This is a genomic window from Ruegeria sp. ABD4_443, assembly GCF_056160865.1.
This window is the reverse complement of the sequence record NZ_JBSWYA010000002.1, coordinates 133,213-150,403: the sequence shown is the minus strand read 5'-3', so window position 1 is coordinate 150,403 and position 17,191 is coordinate 133,213. Positions and strand designations below refer to the sequence as shown.

17 protein-coding genes are annotated in these 17,191 nt (G+C 61.8%); 5 read left to right on the top strand and 12 right to left on the bottom strand.

Going from position 1 to position 17,191, the window contains the following annotated elements; genetic code table 11:
- Positions 1 to 40: 40 nt before the first annotated feature.
- From ACXAG8_RS04790 to ACXAG8_RS04780, 3 genes are read right to left on the bottom strand one after another with little or no spacing between them, the layout of a single operon-like run.
- Positions 41 to 652 (bottom strand): TorD/DmsD family molecular chaperone, encoded by a 612-nt coding sequence (locus ACXAG8_RS04790; protein WP_475222604.1) that lies wholly within the window; start codon positions 650 to 652, stop codon positions 41 to 43.
- 4 nt (positions 653 to 656) lie between these two features.
- Positions 657 to 1,304 carry a DUF3306 domain-containing protein gene (locus tag ACXAG8_RS04785; protein ID WP_475222603.1) on the bottom strand — a complete coding sequence of 216 codons (648 nt, stop codon included), beginning with the start codon at positions 1,302 to 1,304 and terminating at the stop codon, positions 657 to 659.
- Positions 1,301 to 1,855, bottom strand: coding sequence for a DUF3305 domain-containing protein (locus ACXAG8_RS04780; protein ID WP_475222602.1), 555 nt, complete (start codon positions 1,853 to 1,855; stop codon positions 1,301 to 1,303). Before ACXAG8_RS04780 ends, ACXAG8_RS04785 begins: the two co-directional genes overlap by 4 nt.
- 260 nt (positions 1,856 to 2,115) lie before the next feature.
- On the opposite strand from ACXAG8_RS04780, the gene ACXAG8_RS04775 reads away from it, so the two are divergent.
- Complete coding sequence (locus tag ACXAG8_RS04775) at positions 2,116 to 4,071, top strand: 4Fe-4S binding protein (RefSeq protein WP_475222601.1); 1,956 nt, start codon at positions 2,116 to 2,118, stop codon at positions 4,069 to 4,071.
- Here ACXAG8_RS04775 and ACXAG8_RS04770 read toward each other — a convergent pair.
- Positions 4,065 to 4,796, bottom strand: a complete 732-nt coding sequence (locus ACXAG8_RS04770) for a c-type cytochrome (protein ID WP_475222600.1) — start codon at positions 4,794 to 4,796, stop codon at positions 4,065 to 4,067. The two genes, ACXAG8_RS04775 and ACXAG8_RS04770, sit on opposite strands and share 7 nt — an antisense overlap.
- Before the next feature lie 60 nt (positions 4,797 to 4,856).
- Between ACXAG8_RS04770 and ACXAG8_RS04765 the strand changes: the two genes are divergently transcribed.
- From ACXAG8_RS04765 to ACXAG8_RS04750, 4 genes are read left to right on the top strand one after another with little or no spacing between them, the layout of a single operon-like run.
- Positions 4,857 to 5,054, top strand: coding sequence for a DUF6494 family protein (locus ACXAG8_RS04765; RefSeq protein ID WP_475222599.1), 198 nt, complete (start codon positions 4,857 to 4,859; stop codon positions 5,052 to 5,054).
- Positions 5,051 to 6,112 (top strand): Mrp/NBP35 family ATP-binding protein, encoded by a 1,062-nt coding sequence (locus ACXAG8_RS04760; protein ID WP_475222598.1) that lies wholly within the window; start codon positions 5,051 to 5,053, stop codon positions 6,110 to 6,112. The genes ACXAG8_RS04765 and ACXAG8_RS04760 overlap by 4 nt, the downstream gene beginning before the upstream one ends.
- Positions 6,109 to 6,816: a biotin/lipoate--protein ligase family protein gene (locus ACXAG8_RS04755; RefSeq protein ID WP_475222597.1), complete on the top strand. Its 708-nt coding sequence runs from the start codon at positions 6,109 to 6,111 to the stop codon at positions 6,814 to 6,816. The genes ACXAG8_RS04760 and ACXAG8_RS04755 overlap by 4 nt, the downstream gene beginning before the upstream one ends.
- A complete protein-coding gene (locus tag ACXAG8_RS04750) occupies positions 6,813 to 7,292 on the top strand; it encodes a DUF6505 family protein (RefSeq protein ID WP_475222595.1) in 480 nt (159 codons plus the stop codon). The genes ACXAG8_RS04755 and ACXAG8_RS04750 overlap by 4 nt, the downstream gene beginning before the upstream one ends.
- Before the next feature lie 67 nt (positions 7,293 to 7,359).
- Here ACXAG8_RS04750 and ACXAG8_RS04745 read toward each other — a convergent pair whose 3' ends face one another.
- The 8 genes from ACXAG8_RS04745 to acs form a co-directional block, all read right to left on the bottom strand.
- Positions 7,360 to 7,860 carry a flavin reductase family protein gene (locus ACXAG8_RS04745; RefSeq protein ID WP_475222594.1) on the bottom strand — a complete coding sequence of 167 codons (501 nt, stop codon included), beginning with the start codon at positions 7,858 to 7,860 and terminating at the stop codon, positions 7,360 to 7,362.
- A 67-nt stretch (positions 7,861 to 7,927) separates the two neighbouring features.
- Positions 7,928 to 9,340, bottom strand: a complete 1,413-nt coding sequence (locus ACXAG8_RS04740; RefSeq protein ID WP_475222593.1) for a 3'-5' exonuclease — start codon at positions 9,338 to 9,340, stop codon at positions 7,928 to 7,930.
- Positions 9,341 to 9,342: 2 nt separating this feature from the next.
- The gene (locus ACXAG8_RS04735) at positions 9,343 to 9,861 is read right to left on the bottom strand and encodes a hypothetical protein (RefSeq protein WP_475222592.1); all 519 of its coding nucleotides are present in this window, start codon (positions 9,859 to 9,861) and stop codon (positions 9,343 to 9,345) included.
- A 62-nt stretch (positions 9,862 to 9,923) separates the two neighbouring features.
- On the bottom strand, positions 9,924 to 11,747 hold the full coding sequence (locus ACXAG8_RS04730; RefSeq protein ID WP_475222591.1) for a DUF294 nucleotidyltransferase-like domain-containing protein: 1,824 nt from the start codon (positions 11,745 to 11,747) through the stop codon (positions 9,924 to 9,926).
- Between the two features lie 107 nt (positions 11,748 to 11,854).
- Entirely contained in the window at positions 11,855 to 13,639 is a 1,785-nt protein-coding gene (locus ACXAG8_RS04725) for a sodium:solute symporter family protein (protein ID WP_475222590.1), read from the bottom strand.
- 5 nt (positions 13,640 to 13,644) lie between these two features.
- Positions 13,645 to 13,929, bottom strand: a complete 285-nt coding sequence (locus tag ACXAG8_RS04720) for a DUF4212 domain-containing protein (protein ID WP_475222589.1) — start codon at positions 13,927 to 13,929, stop codon at positions 13,645 to 13,647.
- Positions 13,930 to 14,114: 185 nt separating this feature from the next.
- A complete protein-coding gene (locus tag ACXAG8_RS04715; protein ID WP_475222587.1) occupies positions 14,115 to 14,798 on the bottom strand; it encodes an adenylate kinase in 684 nt (227 codons plus the stop codon).
- Between the two features lie 7 nt (positions 14,799 to 14,805).
- Complete coding sequence (acs, locus tag ACXAG8_RS04710; RefSeq protein ID WP_475222586.1) at positions 14,806 to 16,770, bottom strand: acetate--CoA ligase; 1,965 nt, start codon at positions 16,768 to 16,770, stop codon at positions 14,806 to 14,808.
- Between the last annotated feature and the right edge of the window lie 421 nt (positions 16,771 to 17,191).

Sequence of the window (17,191 nt, the reverse complement as noted above, 5' to 3'; positions counted from 1 at the left end):
TGCGATGTGACGCCCGGTTGGGGCGCCGGTGAGTGGCGGATCATGCCGCCGTCAATCGGAACGCCTCGCGTTCGATATCCATGAATACCCGGCCCGCAGACCCGACCGAGGCATAAAGGACCGAGTTCTCGGCTGCCTCCAAATCCGAAAAGAAATGCGCAGCCCATGGCCCTATGTGTTTGTTCCAGAACGTTTTCTGGCCCTCAAGCGAGGCAGGCGCGCCAAAGCGGCCCACGATCATGCCTGCCATCATCTCCATGAGCGAGGCGATGTTGTCCTCGGGCTCGAACACGTTTTTTGCGCGGGTGATACCGCTGGCCGCCATATCATTTCGCAGTTGCGCCAACGGTTTTTCGTTCAGGAACCCGGTCAGGTAGAAACTGGCATAGGGCAGCAACTCGCCACGACCCAACCCGATGAACAACGCGTTGAATTCGCGCTCGGCGGCGGCTGGTTTGGTTACCTTCGCGACACGGGAAAGGGCCTTGACCGCCTGTCCCAGATCCGTTTTGTCGCCGCTCAACCCGGCGACCTGATCCAACAGGGTCTGATCCGGCGGAGCAGACAGCAACAGCCCGAGAAAATTGTAGAAATCCGCGCGCAGCCGGTCTTCGCTGGAAACGACCCGTTCCTGAGCATTGGTTGCGGTCATTCTGTCATCCTTCGAATTCGAATTTCATGCGACGCGGGGCAGGGGCAAACTGCATCTCATCCGCTTCGGCAAACGCGGGTGCTGGTTCGGCGTCGACGTCGGTTGGTTGTGTGGCTGGCGGGTCGGCCGGGTAGGGCGCGGCGATGCCTGTATTGTCATCCGCATGCGCGGCGGCGGAGATTTCCTGCTGTTCCGCATCTGGCGCGCCGGTATCGGCGCTGTCATCGTCTTGGTGATCGTCTTGGGCCGCCTCAGCCGCCAAAGCCTCGACATGGGCCAGCATTCCCTTGCCAACCTGATAGGCGGTCTGAATGTTCTCGACGACACAGGCGGCGTCGGTGAAGTCCTCACCATAGTCAACCAGACCGTCCACATTGGCCAGAACGGGGTTCAGCCGCCAAAGGCGGCGCAAGGCCCGGCGGCGCAGGCGGTCCGGGATGGCCTTGCCCATAAAGCCCGAGACATCATCGCCCGGCTGCAGGTCGTCGGGGTCCGGCAAATCGAATTCAGCCAATAGTTCGGCGTCGGTTTTCTGCTCAAGCTCGGCTTGCTGCTGTGTCAGTTCATGCGCTTCGACGGCGGCCTGATCGGCTGCGGCTTCGGCCTCGACGGCTGCCTTGCGGCGGGACCAGAAATCGTCGACGCGGGTCACTGAACAACCCTCCGCGGTGCACGGTAGACGTCAGCGTCCTGACGAATGCGCGCATCCCCGCGCCCGTCTTCGACAAGATCGACGCGCTTTTTGTCCTTGCGGCGTTTGACAAAGGCCTCGTCACGGTGGTGCGTCAGGGTAAAATCCCGGACCCAGGCAATAAGCCCCTCGCTCATCGGGATCTTTTCCACGATCTCTTCGCCGGTATCCGCGTAATCCTGCCCCTCGTAAGGCGAGGCCGTGACCAGCAGTGCGTTCAGGGGGCGGTCATCCTCGGGCTCGTCACGCAGGACGAAATAGACAGAGGGCTGCGCATCCGAGAGGTTGGCCAGATAGGCTTCGGTTTCGTCTGCCCACAGCTTCAGCAGCAAGGTGGCCGCGTGGTATTCGACCGCGTCGCCTTCGCGGCGCAGTTCGACCCAATCGGCAGGCCCCGCACCGGGCAGGGCCGCGACCGCGCGCCACGTCCATTTCGCCCAACGGGTTACCCCGGGGGTTTTGCGCACAACGACGCCAACTGGCATTTCAATCTGGCTGGCGGCTTTTGCCACTGGCTCCTCCCTGCGCGGCGCAGAAGACCGCACCGCTGGCTTCACTATGATACAGTTTTGGCCCGCCTGCCAAGCGTGTCGTGAAAGATAGAAATGCCCCGGGTCTACGACTTTGGTCTAATAGACGGGGCAGGCGGTGGAAACTGGCCACTCCCTGCGGCCAGTTTGCGAAAAAACTGTGTGTTTCTGCGGTCTTCGGATTGCTTGGCGGGATCAGCGCTCTATGCTGCAATTCAGCAAGCATTGTCTCGGGAGGGGATATGGCCAGCAAACTGCTACTGTGTGATTGCGCAGGGACGCAAACGCTGAACCCAGAGCGGATTTCAGAGGCCTGCGGCGTCGAGTGTTCGGCCGTTCACAGCGCGCTTTGTACCGCCCAACTGGGCGCGGCGGCGGATGCGTTGGGCTTGGGCGATCAGGTGGTCGTCGCCTGCGGGCAAGAGCGGGACGTCTTTACCGATCTTGCGCAAGACCTTGAGGTTGCCGAACCCGGTTTCGTTGACCTGAGGGACCGGGCCGGATGGTCTGAACAGGGGCAGGCGGCCGGGCCGAAAATGGCCGCCCTTGCCGCCGAGGCGCTGTTGCCACAGCCGGTGACGCCGGGCGTCGATGTGATCAGCGAAGGCACATGCTGCATCATCGGGCCGGGCGACGTGGCCTTTGATTTGGCGCGCCAACTGGCCGAGGTGCTTGCGGTCACCGTCCTGGTAACCGACGGGACGACCCCGATCGAGCGGCGGTTTGATGTCGTGCGCGGGCGGCTGCGGTCGCTCGACGGGGCGCTTGGCGGGTTCACGCTGAAACTGGATGCCCTGCAACAGCTTTTGCCCGGAGGGCGTGGCGATTTTGGCTGGGGCGCGCCGCGCGACGGGGCGGTGTCGCGCTGTGATATCGTGATTGATGTGGCGGGCGAGGCCGCTTTCGTGACCGCTCCGGCCAAACGCGAAGGGTATCTGCGCTGCGACCCCGGTGATCCGGTTGCCGTTGCCCGGCTGGCTTTCGAAGCGTCACAGATGGTCGGAACCTTTGAAAAACCGCTATACGTGCGTCTCGATGAAACGCTTTGCGCGCATTCGCGATCTCAACAGGTGGGGTGCTCGAATTGTCTGGATATCTGTCCCACTGGCGCGATCACCCCTGCTGGCGATCATGTGGCCATTGACCCGATGATCTGTGCGGGATGCGGTAAATGCGCCGCCCTGTGCCCGTCAACGGCCATCACCTACGAAGACCCGCCGGTGTCGGCCCTGCTGTCGCGCATGCATATTCTCGCGCGCACCTATCGGCGGGCCGGGGGCACCGGGCCGCGGCTGTTGGTGCACGAGGCGCATGGCGCCGAGATGATCCGGCTGTCGGCGCGGTTTGGCCGGGGGATGCCTGCGGATGTCATCCCGCTGGAACTGAACGTCGTATCAGGCTTTGGTCATGCCGAAATGCTGGCGGCGCTGGCCCACGGGTTCGCCCGCGTGGATGTCGTGCTGGCCCCAACAACCGAACGCGATGCGCTGGATCGCGAACTTGCCCTGGCGCAGGCGATCGCCGGTGACGCGGCGTTGGGTCTGATCGATGTGCCCGACCCGGACGCCCTGGAGGCATGGCTCTATGATCAGCCCGTTCCTGAACCCTTGGCAGACCCGGTCTTGCCGCTGGGAAACAGGCGCCAGATCACGCGCCTTGCCGCGCAGGCGCTGAACCCGGACGCCGAGGCGCCGCTGTCATTGCCGCAGGACGCGCCCTATGGCGCCGTGGTCGTTGATACAGGGGCCTGTACCCTGTGCCTCAGCTGCGTATCGCTGTGCCCGTCCGGCGCATTGATCGACAATCCGGATATGCCTCAGCTTAATTTCCAGCAGGATGCCTGCTTGCAATGCGGGTTGTGCCGATCGGTCTGTCCCGAAAACGCCATCAGCCTGTTGCCGCAACTGGACCTGAGCGATGCAGCGCTGTCGCAGCAGGTGTTGAATGAAGAAGAGCCATTTGCCTGTGTCGAATGCGGCGCGTTGTTCGGCGTGAAGTCGACGGTCGAGCGGATCATGGACAAATTGTCCGGCACCCACCCGATGTTTGCCACCTCGCAACAGGCGCGCATGATCCAGATGTGCGATGATTGCCGGGTACAGGCCCATTTCGGGCAGGATGACAACCCGCTGGCCACCCGCCCCAAACCAAGGGTGGTCACTACCGACGATTACATCAGCAAGCGTCGGGATCACTGAAATTGCAAGGGCGCGCCAAGGTCTGCGGCGCTGACGACCGCGACGAATGCAAGGATCGCCTCCAGATCCTCGGGCGTGATCGCAAGCGGCACGATTGGCGAGGGCAGGTTCGGGGCAAACGGGGCGGTGATCCCCTCGATCTGGGTGAACGACGGGTGAGGGTTCAGCACATAGAAGGTCTCGAACCGTTCGGACCAGTCGGGCATTGCACGCAGGACGGCAAAGGATGGCGTCGACCCCAGTCCGCTCATGCGGTTTTCGGGTCCCACGACATGGCAACGTCCGCAATGGATCAGCGACAGCCTGGCGCCCAGGGCCGCGTCGCCATCGATCTGGGTGGGGCTTTCGGCCGTGGCCTCGGGGGTGGTGGCGACAAACGCCGCGCCGGACGCGGGGGCAAAGCTTTCGACGGTCCGCTTGCCGATATCCGAACGCAACCAGTCCAGAAACCTTTGCTGGCGCGGATCATCGGGGCTGATGTTCAGGCTGTATCCAACGCCGTCCCTTGCAAAAACCGGTGCGCCCTGCGGCCCCTGCGACAGCACCATCACGCCCGCAGGGTCCGCGACAACCCGGACACCGGTCTTGAGCGAGAACCGCGGAAGGATATGTTCAAGCAGGCCGGATGCGGTGACCTCGGGGGGGGCGGCAAGCCCAAGGTCCTCCTGCGACCACGAGGGACTGGCGAACAGCGTCAAGCTCAGGCACAAGAACACAAAGCGCATGCTTCAGCCTAGCGGAGATGTGCAGAACACGTCAAACGGACAGAAACGGAGACACGGGCGATGAGCGGCAACTACAACATGTCGATGCGCAAGTTCCTCAAACAGGTCGGAGTGACCAGCCAGCAGGCCATCGAGGACGGGCTGCGCAAGGCGGGGACACCGGCAGGCAAGAGCTTTGAGGCCAAGGTGGTGCTGACCATCGACGGGCTTGAGGTCGAGCATGTCGTGACCGGACTGATCAAGGATGAAACAGCATGACCATTCGCGACGCGGTTTTGGCGAACCTCAAAAAGATCACCGACCCGGTGTCCGGTCAGGATATCGTCAGCGCGGGGATCGTGCGGGCGTTGAATGTCGACGGCGATACGGTCCGTTTCGTTCTGGAGATTGATCCCAAGCTGGCCGAGCGGATGGAACCGGTCCGGGCTGCGGCCGAACAGGCCGCCCAGATGGCCGATGGGGTATCCAAGGTTTCAGCCATGATGACGGCGCATTCGGAAAAAGCGCCGCCTGACCTGAAGCCCAAACCCAAACCATCGCAAACGGGCCCGCAGGCGGTGCCCGGCGTTGACCGGATCATCGCCGTCGCATCCGGAAAGGGGGGCGTCGGAAAGTCCACGGTCTCTGCCAACCTGGCCTGCGCCCTGGCGGCCGAGGGGCGGCGTGTCGGGTTGCTGGACGCTGACGTCTATGGACCATCGCAACCCCGGATGCTTGGGGTTTCGGGGCGCCCGGCCAGCCCGGATGGAAAAACGATCCTGCCGCTTCGCAATCACGGTGTCACCATGATGTCGATGGGCCTCATGACCAATGAAGGTCAGGCGGTCGTCTGGCGGGGTCCGATGCTGATGGGGGCTTTGCAACAGATGATGAGCCAGGTGCAATGGGGCGCACTTGATGTTCTGATCGTCGATCTGCCGCCGGGCACCGGTGACGTGCAACTGACGCTGAGCCAGAAATTCCAGGTGGACGGCGCCATTATCGTCTCGACCCCTCAGGACGTGGCCCTGATCGACGCCCGCAAGGGGATCGACATGTTCAACCAGCTCAAGACGCCGATTGTCGGAATGATCGAGAACATGTCCACGCATATCTGCTCGAACTGCGGGCACGAGGAACATGTGTTCGGTCATGGCGGCGTCGCGTCCGAAGCCGCGGCGCTGGATGTCCCTCTGCTGGGCGAGATTCCGTTGCACCTGGATATTCGCGTGGCAGCGGATGGCGGTGCGCCCATCGTGGTCAGTAAACCAGACAGCCCGCAGGCCGAGGCATTCCGGCGGATCGCCCGTGATCTGATCGCCAAGGGCAACGCATGACGGAACCGGTTTTCCCGCCCCTGTTGACGGGTCACCCGGTACGGCGCGGCGAAGACCCTCTTGATCGTGCGCGGGCCATGGCTGCGTTGGGATGTGATGCGGGGACCGTCGTCTATAACATCCAGGCCGACGGGCTGCGGGTTGCCATCGTGTTTGCCCCCGAGGTGGCGCTTGGGGATGCGATGGCCATGGTCCCGCTTTGCGGGGTGGGCTTCCAGAACGCACTGGGCGCCCTGGCGCCGCCCGAGGTGGCCGTTCATTTGGGATGGGACGGGCAGATCTGGGTCAATGGCGCGCGGTGCGGGCGGCTGCGGGTTGCCGCATCAACCGCTGACGGTACGGCGGTTCCCGATTGGCTTGTCGTGGCCTGGGATCTTGCCCTGCTTCAGACCGGCGACGCGCCGGGCGATACGCCGGATGTCACGGCGCTGTATGACGAGGGATGTGCTGACGTCACTCCGGTCGGGCTGGTTGAAAGCTGGTCGCGCCACATGCTTACCTGGCTCAACCGCTGGCAGGATGAAGGAAATGCACCGCTGCATGCCGAATGGATGGGTCTGCTGCGCGGCGTTGGCGAACAGGCCACACATGATGGGATGTCGGGCGTGTTTCTGGGGACGGATGAACAGTTTGGCATGCTGCTGCGCACCGGCGCAGGCACCCAATTGCTGCCATTGACCACCTTGTTGGAGAACCAAGAATGAAACTGGCGCGCGCGATACATTTCGACGAAAGCGACATGAACGTATTCCATGCGCCGGCCCGAACCGGCGAGTGGTGCATTTCCGGGGGGTTCGAGTTCTCGAACTGGGGCGAGGGCGATCTGGAAGGCAAGGCGCGCCAGGCCTTTGCCAACGGGTGGCTGGGGCTGGAAACCTTCGGGCGCGTCACCTTCGTGGCCGTCACCCAGGTACAAGAGGCCGAGCAGAAAAAGCTGGCGCAGGACCTGGCCGAACATTTCGTGCAATATTACGGGGCCCCATCGGTCGAGGCCGCACTGGATGTCGCGCGCGCGGAAATCGCCCATATGAGCGACCTGTGCGCGGATCACGCAGCCAACACCTTGCTGACGGTCGCGCGATCCTTGACGCCGTCGGGCGTGCACGAGGCATTCCGGGTCATTACCCCGCAAGAGGCTGAATTGGAGGCGCTGGCGGTACACGCAAGCCCCGACACCTGACGCGGCAGACGCTTTGTCCTTTTTTCGGTTTTGACCGGAACCGGTCGCGGCGGGGGCCGCGCGGGTGTCAGATCAGGTCGTTGAATTTTCCGAATTGGCCGCGTTTGAAGATCAGCCCCTGACCCCGGCGATACATCACGGTTTCGACACGGCCGACCAGGATCAGGTGGTCGCCGGCCTCGTGGCAATCGGCAAGTTCGCAATCAAAGCGGGCCAGGCAATCTGTCAGTTGCGGGCGGCCCGCATGATCATGCGCCCAGTCGGCATGCGAGAAATCCTGCCCGTCGCGGGCAAATTTCAGGGCCTGATCCAGTTGATCCTGCGCCATGACGTGGATCGAATAGTGCCGCGCGGCCCGGAACGCATCGTACCGGTTGGACTCTTTGCCAAGACACCACAGCACAAGCGGCGGTGACAGGGATACCGATGCAAACGAGTTCACGGTTATCGCGGCCGGTCCGCTGGCCGTATTGGTCGTCACAACGGTGACGCCTGTCCCGAAACACCCCAGCGCTTCGCGAAAAGCGGGGATTTGGTCCGGTCCGGGTTGGAAGGTCTTTTCTGTCATCGCGCATGAGGTGCCATGCCAAACCCGGATTGTCCACGAAAAGCTGGCACGACGCTCTGTTTCGGGTTCAGTTCAGGTCTTCCAGCAACCGGCCATGCTTGCGCGTTTCGGAAATCACGTCGCCAAAGGTATTCAGGTCGCGGGCCATCAGCATGGGCAGCATCCTGACTAGCGCCTCGGCTGTTGCGACGGCGTCGCCCAGCGCGGTGTGGCGCAGGGTTTCCGGGATGGTGATGCCAAGACGGTCGCACAGGGCATCCAGCGTATGCGTCTCGCTGGCACCGAAAAGGACCGCAGACAGCAGAACCGTGTCCAGGATCGGGTGCTGCCATTCCACGCCCATCCGTTTCGCGTGCCGCCGCAAAAAGGCCATGTCGAACGGCGCGTTATGCGCCACGATGACGGCGTCGCGGGCAAAATGGTGGAACTGGCGCCCGGCCTCGGCAATGTCGGGGGCGCCCAGAACCATCTGGTTGTTGACCTTGTGAACCTTGGTCGAGGCGGCGGGGATCGGAATTCCCGGATCGACCAGCATGTCCAACTGTTCGCCATCGACGATCTTGCCATTTACGACCCGAACGGCCCCGATCTGGACGATCTCGTCCTTGTGGGGCAACAGGCCCGTGGTCTCGGTGTCGAATACGACGAAACACAGATCGGTAAGGGCCAGGTTTTCAAAGGCGTCATCCCCGCGCGTGTCAAGCAGATCGAAATCATAGACCAGCGGGCGCGCCGCTTCGGGCGGGATGCGGGCGACGCTGTCTTCGAAGATCAGCATATATCCCGGCGCATCGCCCAGCGGTTTCATCCGCGCGGTATAGGTCTGCTGCCCATCCGCGCCAGTCAGCGTGCAATAGACATCCATGCCGGTCCGGGCCAGCTTGGCATAGGCGTCAACAACGGGGCCACGTTCGAGATAGTCAAACAGCGACGCGTTCAGCCGTGGATGCGCGATCTGCGCCAGAACCTCGGCGGCTTGCGCATCATACAGCACGATCTGGTGGTTGGGGCTGGCCAGCAGCATGGCCACGGGAATTTCCGTCAGCAGGGCGGTCAGCCGCTGTTTCTCGGCGGCCAGATGCGCGGTTTCGGCGGCGACGGCTTCGGCCGTGCTCAGGGCGGTTTCCGCAAGCTGTTCGGCCAGACCGGCCGCAGCAGGGGCCAGGTCGCCCAGGTATCGCGCGGCCTGAAGGTCAAGATCGGTGCTGACACCCGCATGCGCGCGCGCCCTCAGCTGTGCCGACAAACGTTCGATGGGTTTTGCGACATTGTCGTCGAACAGCAGCCAGACGCCTGCGATCATCGCCAGCAGCCCAAAGGCAATCAGGATTTCGGCAAAGACAAAGGCGTTGATCAGGGCCGGGTCTGCCATTCTGGCATAGCTTAGCCACATCGCAATCGCGCTGACGACCAGCCCGCCGATGGCGAGAAGGCAGAAGAACAGGAATATCCGCAGGCGAAGGCTCAGGGTCTTTAGCATGATCAGACTCCACATGTGGCCGTGATGATCGGGTCCCCTGATGCGGCCTGAATCCAGTCGATGCCGGTCAGCTGGCCGTCATCGGAAAAGGCAACCCCGTCGACCAGGTTGGCCCGTCGGTTCTCGGCGCAGTTGACCGCGACGGGCAGCATGGTCACCGGGGCCCAGCGGCCAAAGAAATACAGATCGACCAGGCGCTGGTCGGGCAGCGTATCCTTGGTCAGGACCGAGTTGGTGTCGATGGCCGCGAACCGATCCACGAAAGGCGCGGCATAGGTCCAGGGGCGATAGAACGCCCGGCTTTCAACCTCTTGAATGACCTCAAGCGTGTCCGGCAGCGATTGCCGCGTCCGATCGTACCAGGAATACTCGCTGATGATCGTCATTCCGATCATTCCGACGCCTGCGGCAACGGGGGCGGCCCACCGGGGCAGGCGGCCGCCTGAAAGGTGGTTCAACAGCATCACGACGCCCGCAAGGGCAAAGCCCGCAAAAATTGTGCCGATCAATTCCAGAAACATCGTGCTTCTCCGTTTGGCGGGCAGGGGGCCCGCTTGGTTCCATTCGCCACAAGACGCGGGGGTTATCCCAGAACGCCTTTGCCGTGCCCAACTGCCGACTGCATCGTTTTTACTACCACAAAGGCGTCCCGCAGATGACTTCGCTCAAAATCCGACAGTTCCGCGGGCAGAAGATAGTTGTCGGGCTTGGCCCGGTTCTTTACCAGCCTGACCTGATGTTCCAGGCGGGTTTCGGCGATCAGGTCATAGGCATCCAGCAGGTCGCGCGCGCCCGAGGGGCTCAGAACACCGGCGGCCTCGGCCGTGCTCAGCCGGGCGCGGGTGTTGGCGTCGGTCAATTGCCCTTGCAGGCTGTAAATGCGGGCCAGGTCCACGATGGGAACCACTCCGTTATGCTTGAGGTCCAGCGTGTTGCGGTGTTCCCCTGAACGGATGGTGGCAAACCCGCGCAGCAACCCCAGCGGCGGCGTGTGTTTCAGTGAATTCGAGATCATATGTGCAACAAAGATCGAATTCGCACTGGCCAGGGCCAGGGTCTCGGCCTGCAGGTTGGCAAACAGTTCAAACTGGCCCCCGATCGGACGCAGGTCGAACATGACCGAAGCAAGCATCTGTGCCTCGGGGTTGGGTTTTGCGATCCAGCCGTTGAAATAGTCCCGCCATACCCGGACTGGCTGTCGCCACCGGGGATTGGTCGCCATCATGTCGCCGGGGCAATAGAAATAACCGCAAGTGTCCAGCCCATCCGACACGAACTTGGCCAGGGCTTCGAAATAGGGCAGGTCGTCCTGGGTTACGCTGTCATCCAGCATCAGGCAGTTGTCCTGATCCGACACACCGGTCTGTTCCTGCCGCCCCTGCGATCCGCAGGCCAGCCACAGATAGGGGACCGGCGGGGGGCCAAGCTTGTCCTCGGCAAGGGCCAGCAGGCGGCGGGTTGCGGTATCTGCGATATCGGTAATCAGGCGCGTCACGATTTCATGGCGGTTGCCGCCTGCCACCAGCTGAACAAGCAGCTGCGGGATCTCGGCGGTGGCCTGCGCCATGGCTTTGGCGGAATGGGCCTGCGCGATACGGCGCACCAGTTCGGCCGAACTGACGGCCTGGAAATGGGTCAGGTCGGTCTGGGTGACGATGCCGACCAATTGCCCGCCATTCGAGATCGGGATGTGCCCGATACCCTTTTCCATCATCAGGTGCAGCACATCCGACCCGATATCGGACGGTGACAGCGTCACCGGGTTCGGGGTCATGATGCCGGATATCGGTGTTGTTGCCGGCATGTCATCGGCCACGAACTTGCCCGCGATATCCCTGAGGGTCGCAATCCCCAGCAGCTTGTCTGCCTCGGTTATGCAAAGCGACGATATCCCCTTGTCCCGCATCATTTGTGCCGCCTGCCGGATGCCGGTTTCCGGCGGGCAGGTGGCCGGGTTGCGCGCCATCAGCACGTCGATCCGGCTGGTTGCAAGGCTGTGCGGGTTGGCCCGCTCGCCGCGTGTCCGGTTGAAGAACTTGGCAACCACGTCGTGGTCGTCGATCAGCCCGCGCACCAGGTCGGGCGGCAACAGGAACAGGACCGAGCGGGTATGCGCATTTGCATGTGTCGCCGCGTTTCCGTCCCGCAGCAGCCCGCGTTCGCCAAAAGAATTTCGCAGCCCCAGATGCGACACCACCGCGTCATTTTCATCGGTGATTTCGACCTGTCCCTCATAGATGACAAAGACCCCCGGCATGGGATGCCCCAGCTGGTAGATGGGCTTGCCTTCCTCGACCTCCCAGACCTCGATCCTGTCGGCGATGGTTCCAAGGGTGTCTGCCGTCAGCGCATCATAGGGGTGAACGGATTTCAGGAACCGGGTGATGTCAGCGTGGGACAGGGGCATTGGTTGTTTCCTGGTTTCCTAAGAAAAATCCCGCCCGGTGGATTGCCGGGCGGGAATAGTAAGTCGAAAAACGCGGCCAATGGCAAGAACCACCGACCGCATCAGGCTCAGTGATCCTGAGCCGCAGCCGCACCACGGGGAACGCGGACGCTTTCGACCAATTCCTTGATCTCTGGCGGGGTTTCCTTGGTCATGCCGGAAACGACATATGCCACACCAAAGTTGATCATCGCACCGATTGCGCCGAACGAGGTCGACTTGATCGGACCCAGCAGCGGGTCAGCATCGGTGAACGAGTTGGTGCCCGGAATGAACAGCCAGCCCTTATGCAGGAAGATATAGACCAGTGTAACGGTCAAACCTGCCAGCATACCGGCAACCGCGCCGGTGTTGTTGATGCGGGTCGAGAAGATCCCCATCATCAGCGCCGGGAAGATCGAAGCCGCCGCCAGGCCAAAGGCCAGAGCAACAGTCTGAGCGGCAAAGCCCGGAGGGTTCAGACCCAGGTAGGTTGCAACGACAATGGCGACGGCCATTGCGATACGCGCTGCCAGCAGCTCGCCTTTTTCCGAGATCGACGGGTTGATCGCACCTTTGACAAGGTCATGCGACACGGCCGACGAAATCGCCAGCAACAGGCCCGCAGCGGTCGACAGGGCGGCGGCAAGACCACCGGCTGCAACCAGGCCGATCACCCAACCCGGCAGGTTGGCAATCTCGGGGTTGGCCAAAACCAGGATGTCACGGTTGAACTTGGTCAACTCGTTTCCGACCCAGCCTTTTTCCTCGGCAAGCGCCTGCATGGCTTCGGACTTGTCGTTATAATACTGGATCTTGCCGTCCTGGTTCTTGTCTTCCCAATCCAGCAGGCCGGTTTTCTGCCAAGTGGCCATCCAGTCATAACGCTGGTCATTGTCGATCTGTTCGACAGTAACCGCGCCGCCTTCGATGCCACCATTGGGCCACATCATGTCGGTGATGTTCAGGCGGGCCATTGCACCAACCGCGGGGGCGGTCAGGTACAGCAGCGCGATGAACACCAGCGCCCAACCTGCGGACCAACGCGCGTCAGCCACCTTGGGAACGGTGAAAAAGCGCATGATGACGTGGGGCAGACCGGCGGTACCGATCATCAGCGACAGCGTGAACAGGACCATGTTCAACGTGTCCGAATGGTGTGCCGTGTATTCGGCAAAGCCCAGTTCGGCCACGATCGCATCAAGCTTGGTCAGCAGCGGTTCGCCACCTGCGGTGTCACCGAACAGGCCCAGGGCCGGAACCGGGTTGCCCGTCAGTTGCAGCGAAATAAAGATCGCCGGAATGGTATAGGCGGTGATCAGAACGCAGTACTGTGCGACCTGGGTATAGGTCACGCCCTTCATGCCGCCGAAAACGGCATAGGCGAAAACCACACAGGCACCGATCAGCAGACCGGTTGTGTTGCTGACCTCAAGAAAGCGGCCAAAGGCCACGCCCACACCGGTCATCTGACCGATCACGTAGGTCACCGACGCGACGATCAGACAGATCACCGCAACGATGCGCGCCGTCTGGCTGTAGAAGCGGTCGCCGATGAATTCCGACACGGTAAACTTGCCGAACTTACGCAGGTAAGGCGCAAGCAGCAGCGCCAGCAGCACGTAGCCACCGGTCCAACCCATCAGGAAGGTCGAGTTGTCATAGCCCGTAAAGGCGATGAGGCCCGCCATCGAGATGAACGAGGCCGCAGACATCCAGTCCGCCGCTGTCGCCATACCGTTGGTGACCGGGTGAACACCGCGACCGGCGGCGTAGAATTCAGATGTGGAACCCGCGCGGGCCCAGATCGCGATGCCGATATACAGCGCAAAGGACGCGCCGACAAACAGCAGGTTGATGGTAAACTGATCCATTGCGCTTACTCCTCGTCGACGCCGTATTCAGCGTCCAGCTTGTTCATGCGCCAGGCGTAGTTGAAGATCAGCACCAGGAAGACCAGGATTGATCCCTGCTGCGCGAACCAAAAGCCCAGGTCGGTGCCGCCCACGGCGATGCCGGACAGCATCGGACGCAGCAGGATGCCGAATCCGAAAGACACCAGCGCCCAGATGATGAGGCTGATGATGATGAGGCGCAGATTGGCCTGCCAATAGCCGCCATCGGCACTGGTGGTCTGCGCGGAGTTTGGTGAATTATCCGCCATCGCGGGGTCCTCCTTGTTGCTCGTTAGGCGGCCCTATGCCCAACTCCTCCAGTGCTTTGGGCCGCATTTCGCTCAGCGTCCCGGCCACTGGGCCCAGGACAAAACTTCTCTGGTCCGCCAAGGCGGGTCCAATGAAGTATTCTGTTGTGGGATCAAAGCCCGTTTCGGGGCTTGGCTCCTCCCCCTTACTTCACCGCGCCGCGGACGATGTCCTCCAGATTGCAGGCGATGTCTTGGATGCTTCCCATGGCGTCGGTGCGTTTGAGAACGCCATGACCCTGATAATAGTCGATCAGAGGCGCGGTCTGCGCGTGATAGGCCGCCAGGCGGGATGCAACTGTTTCGGCGTTGTCATCTGCGCGGCGCTTGAACTCGGTGCTGCCGCACTTGTCGCATTCGCCTTCGGTCGCGGGTGCCTTGAACGTGTCATGATAGCCTTCGCCGCAGCCTGCACAGGTGTACCGGCCCGCGATCCGCGTGACCATTTCGGCGTCCCCCACTTCAAGGCTGATGGCCGCGTTGATCTTTTGACCGGTTTCGGCCAGCAGCGCGTCCAGGGCTTCGGCCTGAACCGTTGTGCGGGGAAAGCCGTCAAGGATCACGCCCTTGGCGCAATCGGCCTGGGCCAGGCGGTCGCGCAGGATGGCGATGACGATCTCGTCGCTGACAAGACCGCCTGCTTCCATGACGGCCTTGGCGGCCAGTCCGGCCTCGGTTCCGGCGGCGACGGCCGCACGCAGAAGGTCGCCGGTGCTGAGTTGGACAAGACCGAACGTGTCTTCGAGCATCCGCGCCTGTGTGCCCTTCCCGGCGCCCGGAGGGCCGAGAAGGATCAGAACAGCGGGAGTTGTGATTGTGGCAGCGTCCATCACATCCTCACTTGTTTGCGCGGTTTTCGATCAGGTCTTCGACCACCGACGGATCGGCCAGCGTCGAGGTGTCACCCAGCGCGCCAAAGTCGTTCTCGGCAATCTTGCGCAGGATACGGCGCATGATCTTGCCCGAACGGGTCTTGGGCAGGCCGGGCGCCCATTGGATCACATCCGGGCTGGCAATCGGGCCAATCTCGGTCCGCACCCAGGTGCGCAGCTCTTTCAGCAGCTCATCCGATGGTTCGCGGCCGTTCATCAAGGTGACATAGCAATAGATGCCCTGACCCTTGATTTCATGGGGATAGCCAACAACGGCGGCCTCGGCCACGGCGGCGTGGGCCACCAGTGCGCTTTCCACCTCGGCCGTACCCATACGGTGACCGGATACGTTGATCACATCATCGACGCGACCGGTGATCCAGTAATCGCCGTCTTCGTCGCGGCGGCAGCCGTCACCGGTGAAGTAATAGCCTTTGTAATCCGAGAAATAGGTCTTCTCAAACCGCTCGTGATCGCCCCAGACGGTGCGCATTTGGCCAGGCCAGCTGTCCTTGATGCACAGAACACCTTCGACGCCGTTGCCGTTGATCTCGACACCCGATTGCGGGTCCAGGACCACGGGCTGCACGCCAAAGAACGGCTTCTGGGCCGAGCCGGGCTTCAACGCATGCGCTCCGGGCAGGGGGGTCATCATGTGGCCGCCGGTTTCGGTCTGCCACCATGTGTCCACGATCGGGCATTTGCCCTTGCCGACGACGTCATTGTACCAGTTCCACGCCTCGGGGTTGATCGGCTCGCCAACCGTGCCCAAAAGGCGCAGGTCGCTGAGGTCGTGCTTTTCTACCCACTCGCTGCCCTGGCCCATCAGGGCGCGGATCGCGGTCGGGGCGGTATAGAACTGGTTGACCTTGTGCTTGGCGCAAACCTCCCAGAAACGGCCTGCATCCGGATAGGTGGGCACACCTTCGAACATCAGCGTGGTCGCGCCGTTGGCCAGTGGGCCATAGACGATATAGCTGTGGCCGGTGACCCAGCCGACATCCGCCGTACACCAGTAGATATCGCCTTCGTGGTAGTCGAAGGTGATTTCATGGGTCAGAGCGGCGTAAACCAGATAGCCGCCGGACGAGTGTACAACACCCTTGGGCTGGCCGGTGGAGCCGGACGTATAGAGAATGAACAGCGGGTCTTCGGCGTTCATCTCTGCCGGGGCGCAATAATCGTCGGCCTCCAGCGCCATCTCGTTATAGTCATAGTCGCGGCCGTCAATCCATGTGGTCTGGCCACCGGTCCGTTTGACAACAAGGCATTTCACCGAATCCTTGCAGTGCAGCAGTGCCGCATCCGCGTTGGATTTCAACGGCGTCTTGCGACCCCCGCGCGGGGCTTCGTCGGCGGTGATGATCACCTTGGCATCGCACCCATTGACGCGCGCCGCCAGCGCGTCCGGCGAGAAGCCCGCAAACACGATCGAATGGATCGCCCCGATGCGGGCGCAGGCCAGCATGGCATAGGCGGCCTCGGGGATCATCGGCAGATAGATCACGACCCGGTCGCCTTTGCGCACACCCATCGATTCCAGGATGTTGGCCATCCGGCAGGTACGGCGGTGCAGTTCGGCATATGTGATATGCTGGGCGGCGTCGCTTGGATCATCGGGTTCCCAGATGATCGCGGTCTGGTCGCCGCGCGTTTTCAGATGGCGGTCCAGGCAATTCGCGGAAACGTTCAGCGTGCCGTCGGCGAACCAGTTGATGCTGACCTCGCCGAAATTGTAATTGACGTCCTTTACGGTCGTGTAGGGCTTGATCCAATCAATCCGCTTGCCATGTTCGCCCCAGAAAGCATCCGGGTCATTGACCGAGGCCGCATACATGCTGGCATAGGTGTCGGCATCAATATGGGCGCGGGAAACAGTTTCGGCGGATGGCGGATAAACCTTGGCATCTGCCTGGGCAGCGGTGGTCATTCTGAGGCTCCTCCCTCTTGACTGGATTTCGATGGGTAACTTTGCCTGCACCACAGACAATGTCGACCCGTTTCCTCCCTAGCGTGATAATACGGAAATCAGAAAAGAAGGAAATAAATTGCCGTAATCCTTGAATTTGTTTGTAAACAACTTTTTCCAGATAGGCTAAATCTGTAAACTTATTTGGCGTTTTTCGTAAATATATAGTAAAAACAGTGTTGTAGCTGTAAGGAAATTTTGGGCAAGCTGGCGCGCTGGTCCGTGAAATTTTCGTGCGCACCCGTGCGGTTTCCTGCCGATCCCATTCAGGGGGGGATGTCCTTTGGTCGCATGCGCAATCGCTGCGGGGGTTGGCACATCCGAATGTTGGCGCTAGCTTGAATCGCAAGCGCCCCGGGAGGGGGTGCGCCAAAGGGAGAAT

Bases quoted from the DNA above. Each gene is read 5' to 3' on its own strand.
- ACXAG8_RS04755 (WP_475222597.1), top strand. From the start codon at position 6,109: ATGACGGAACCGGTTTTCCCGCCCCTGTTGACGGGTCACCCGGTACGG.
- ACXAG8_RS04745 (WP_475222594.1), bottom strand. From the start codon at position 7,860: ATGACAGAAAAGACCTTCCAACCCGGACCGGACCAAATCCCCGCTTTT.
- ACXAG8_RS04715 (WP_475222587.1), bottom strand. From the start codon at position 14,798: ATGGACGCTGCCACAATCACAACTCCCGCTGTTCTGATCCTTCTCGGC.
- ACXAG8_RS04730 (WP_475222591.1), bottom strand. From the start codon at position 11,747: ATGCCCCTGTCCCACGCTGACATCACCCGGTTCCTGAAATCCGTTCAC.
- ACXAG8_RS04765 (WP_475222599.1), top strand. From the start codon at position 4,857: ATGAGCGGCAACTACAACATGTCGATGCGCAAGTTCCTCAAACAGGTC.
- ACXAG8_RS04770 (WP_475222600.1), bottom strand. From the start codon at position 4,796: ATGCGCTTTGTGTTCTTGTGCCTGAGCTTGACGCTGTTCGCCAGTCCC.
- ACXAG8_RS04725 (WP_475222590.1), bottom strand. From the start codon at position 13,639: ATGGATCAGTTTACCATCAACCTGCTGTTTGTCGGCGCGTCCTTTGCG.
- acs (WP_475222586.1), bottom strand. From the start codon at position 16,770: ATGACCACCGCTGCCCAGGCAGATGCCAAGGTTTATCCGCCATCCGCC.
- ACXAG8_RS04735 (WP_475222592.1), bottom strand. From the start codon at position 9,861: ATGTTTCTGGAATTGATCGGCACAATTTTTGCGGGCTTTGCCCTTGCG.
- ACXAG8_RS04760 (WP_475222598.1), top strand. From the start codon at position 5,051: ATGACCATTCGCGACGCGGTTTTGGCGAACCTCAAAAAGATCACCGAC.
- ACXAG8_RS04720 (WP_475222589.1), bottom strand. From the start codon at position 13,929: ATGGCGGATAATTCACCAAACTCCGCGCAGACCACCAGTGCCGATGGC.
- ACXAG8_RS04775 (WP_475222601.1), top strand. From the start codon at position 2,116: ATGGCCAGCAAACTGCTACTGTGTGATTGCGCAGGGACGCAAACGCTG.
- ACXAG8_RS04750 (WP_475222595.1), top strand. From the start codon at position 6,813: ATGAAACTGGCGCGCGCGATACATTTCGACGAAAGCGACATGAACGTA.
- ACXAG8_RS04740 (WP_475222593.1), bottom strand. From the start codon at position 9,340: ATGCTAAAGACCCTGAGCCTTCGCCTGCGGATATTCCTGTTCTTCTGC.
- ACXAG8_RS04790 (WP_475222604.1), bottom strand. From the start codon at position 652: ATGACCGCAACCAATGCTCAGGAACGGGTCGTTTCCAGCGAAGACCGG.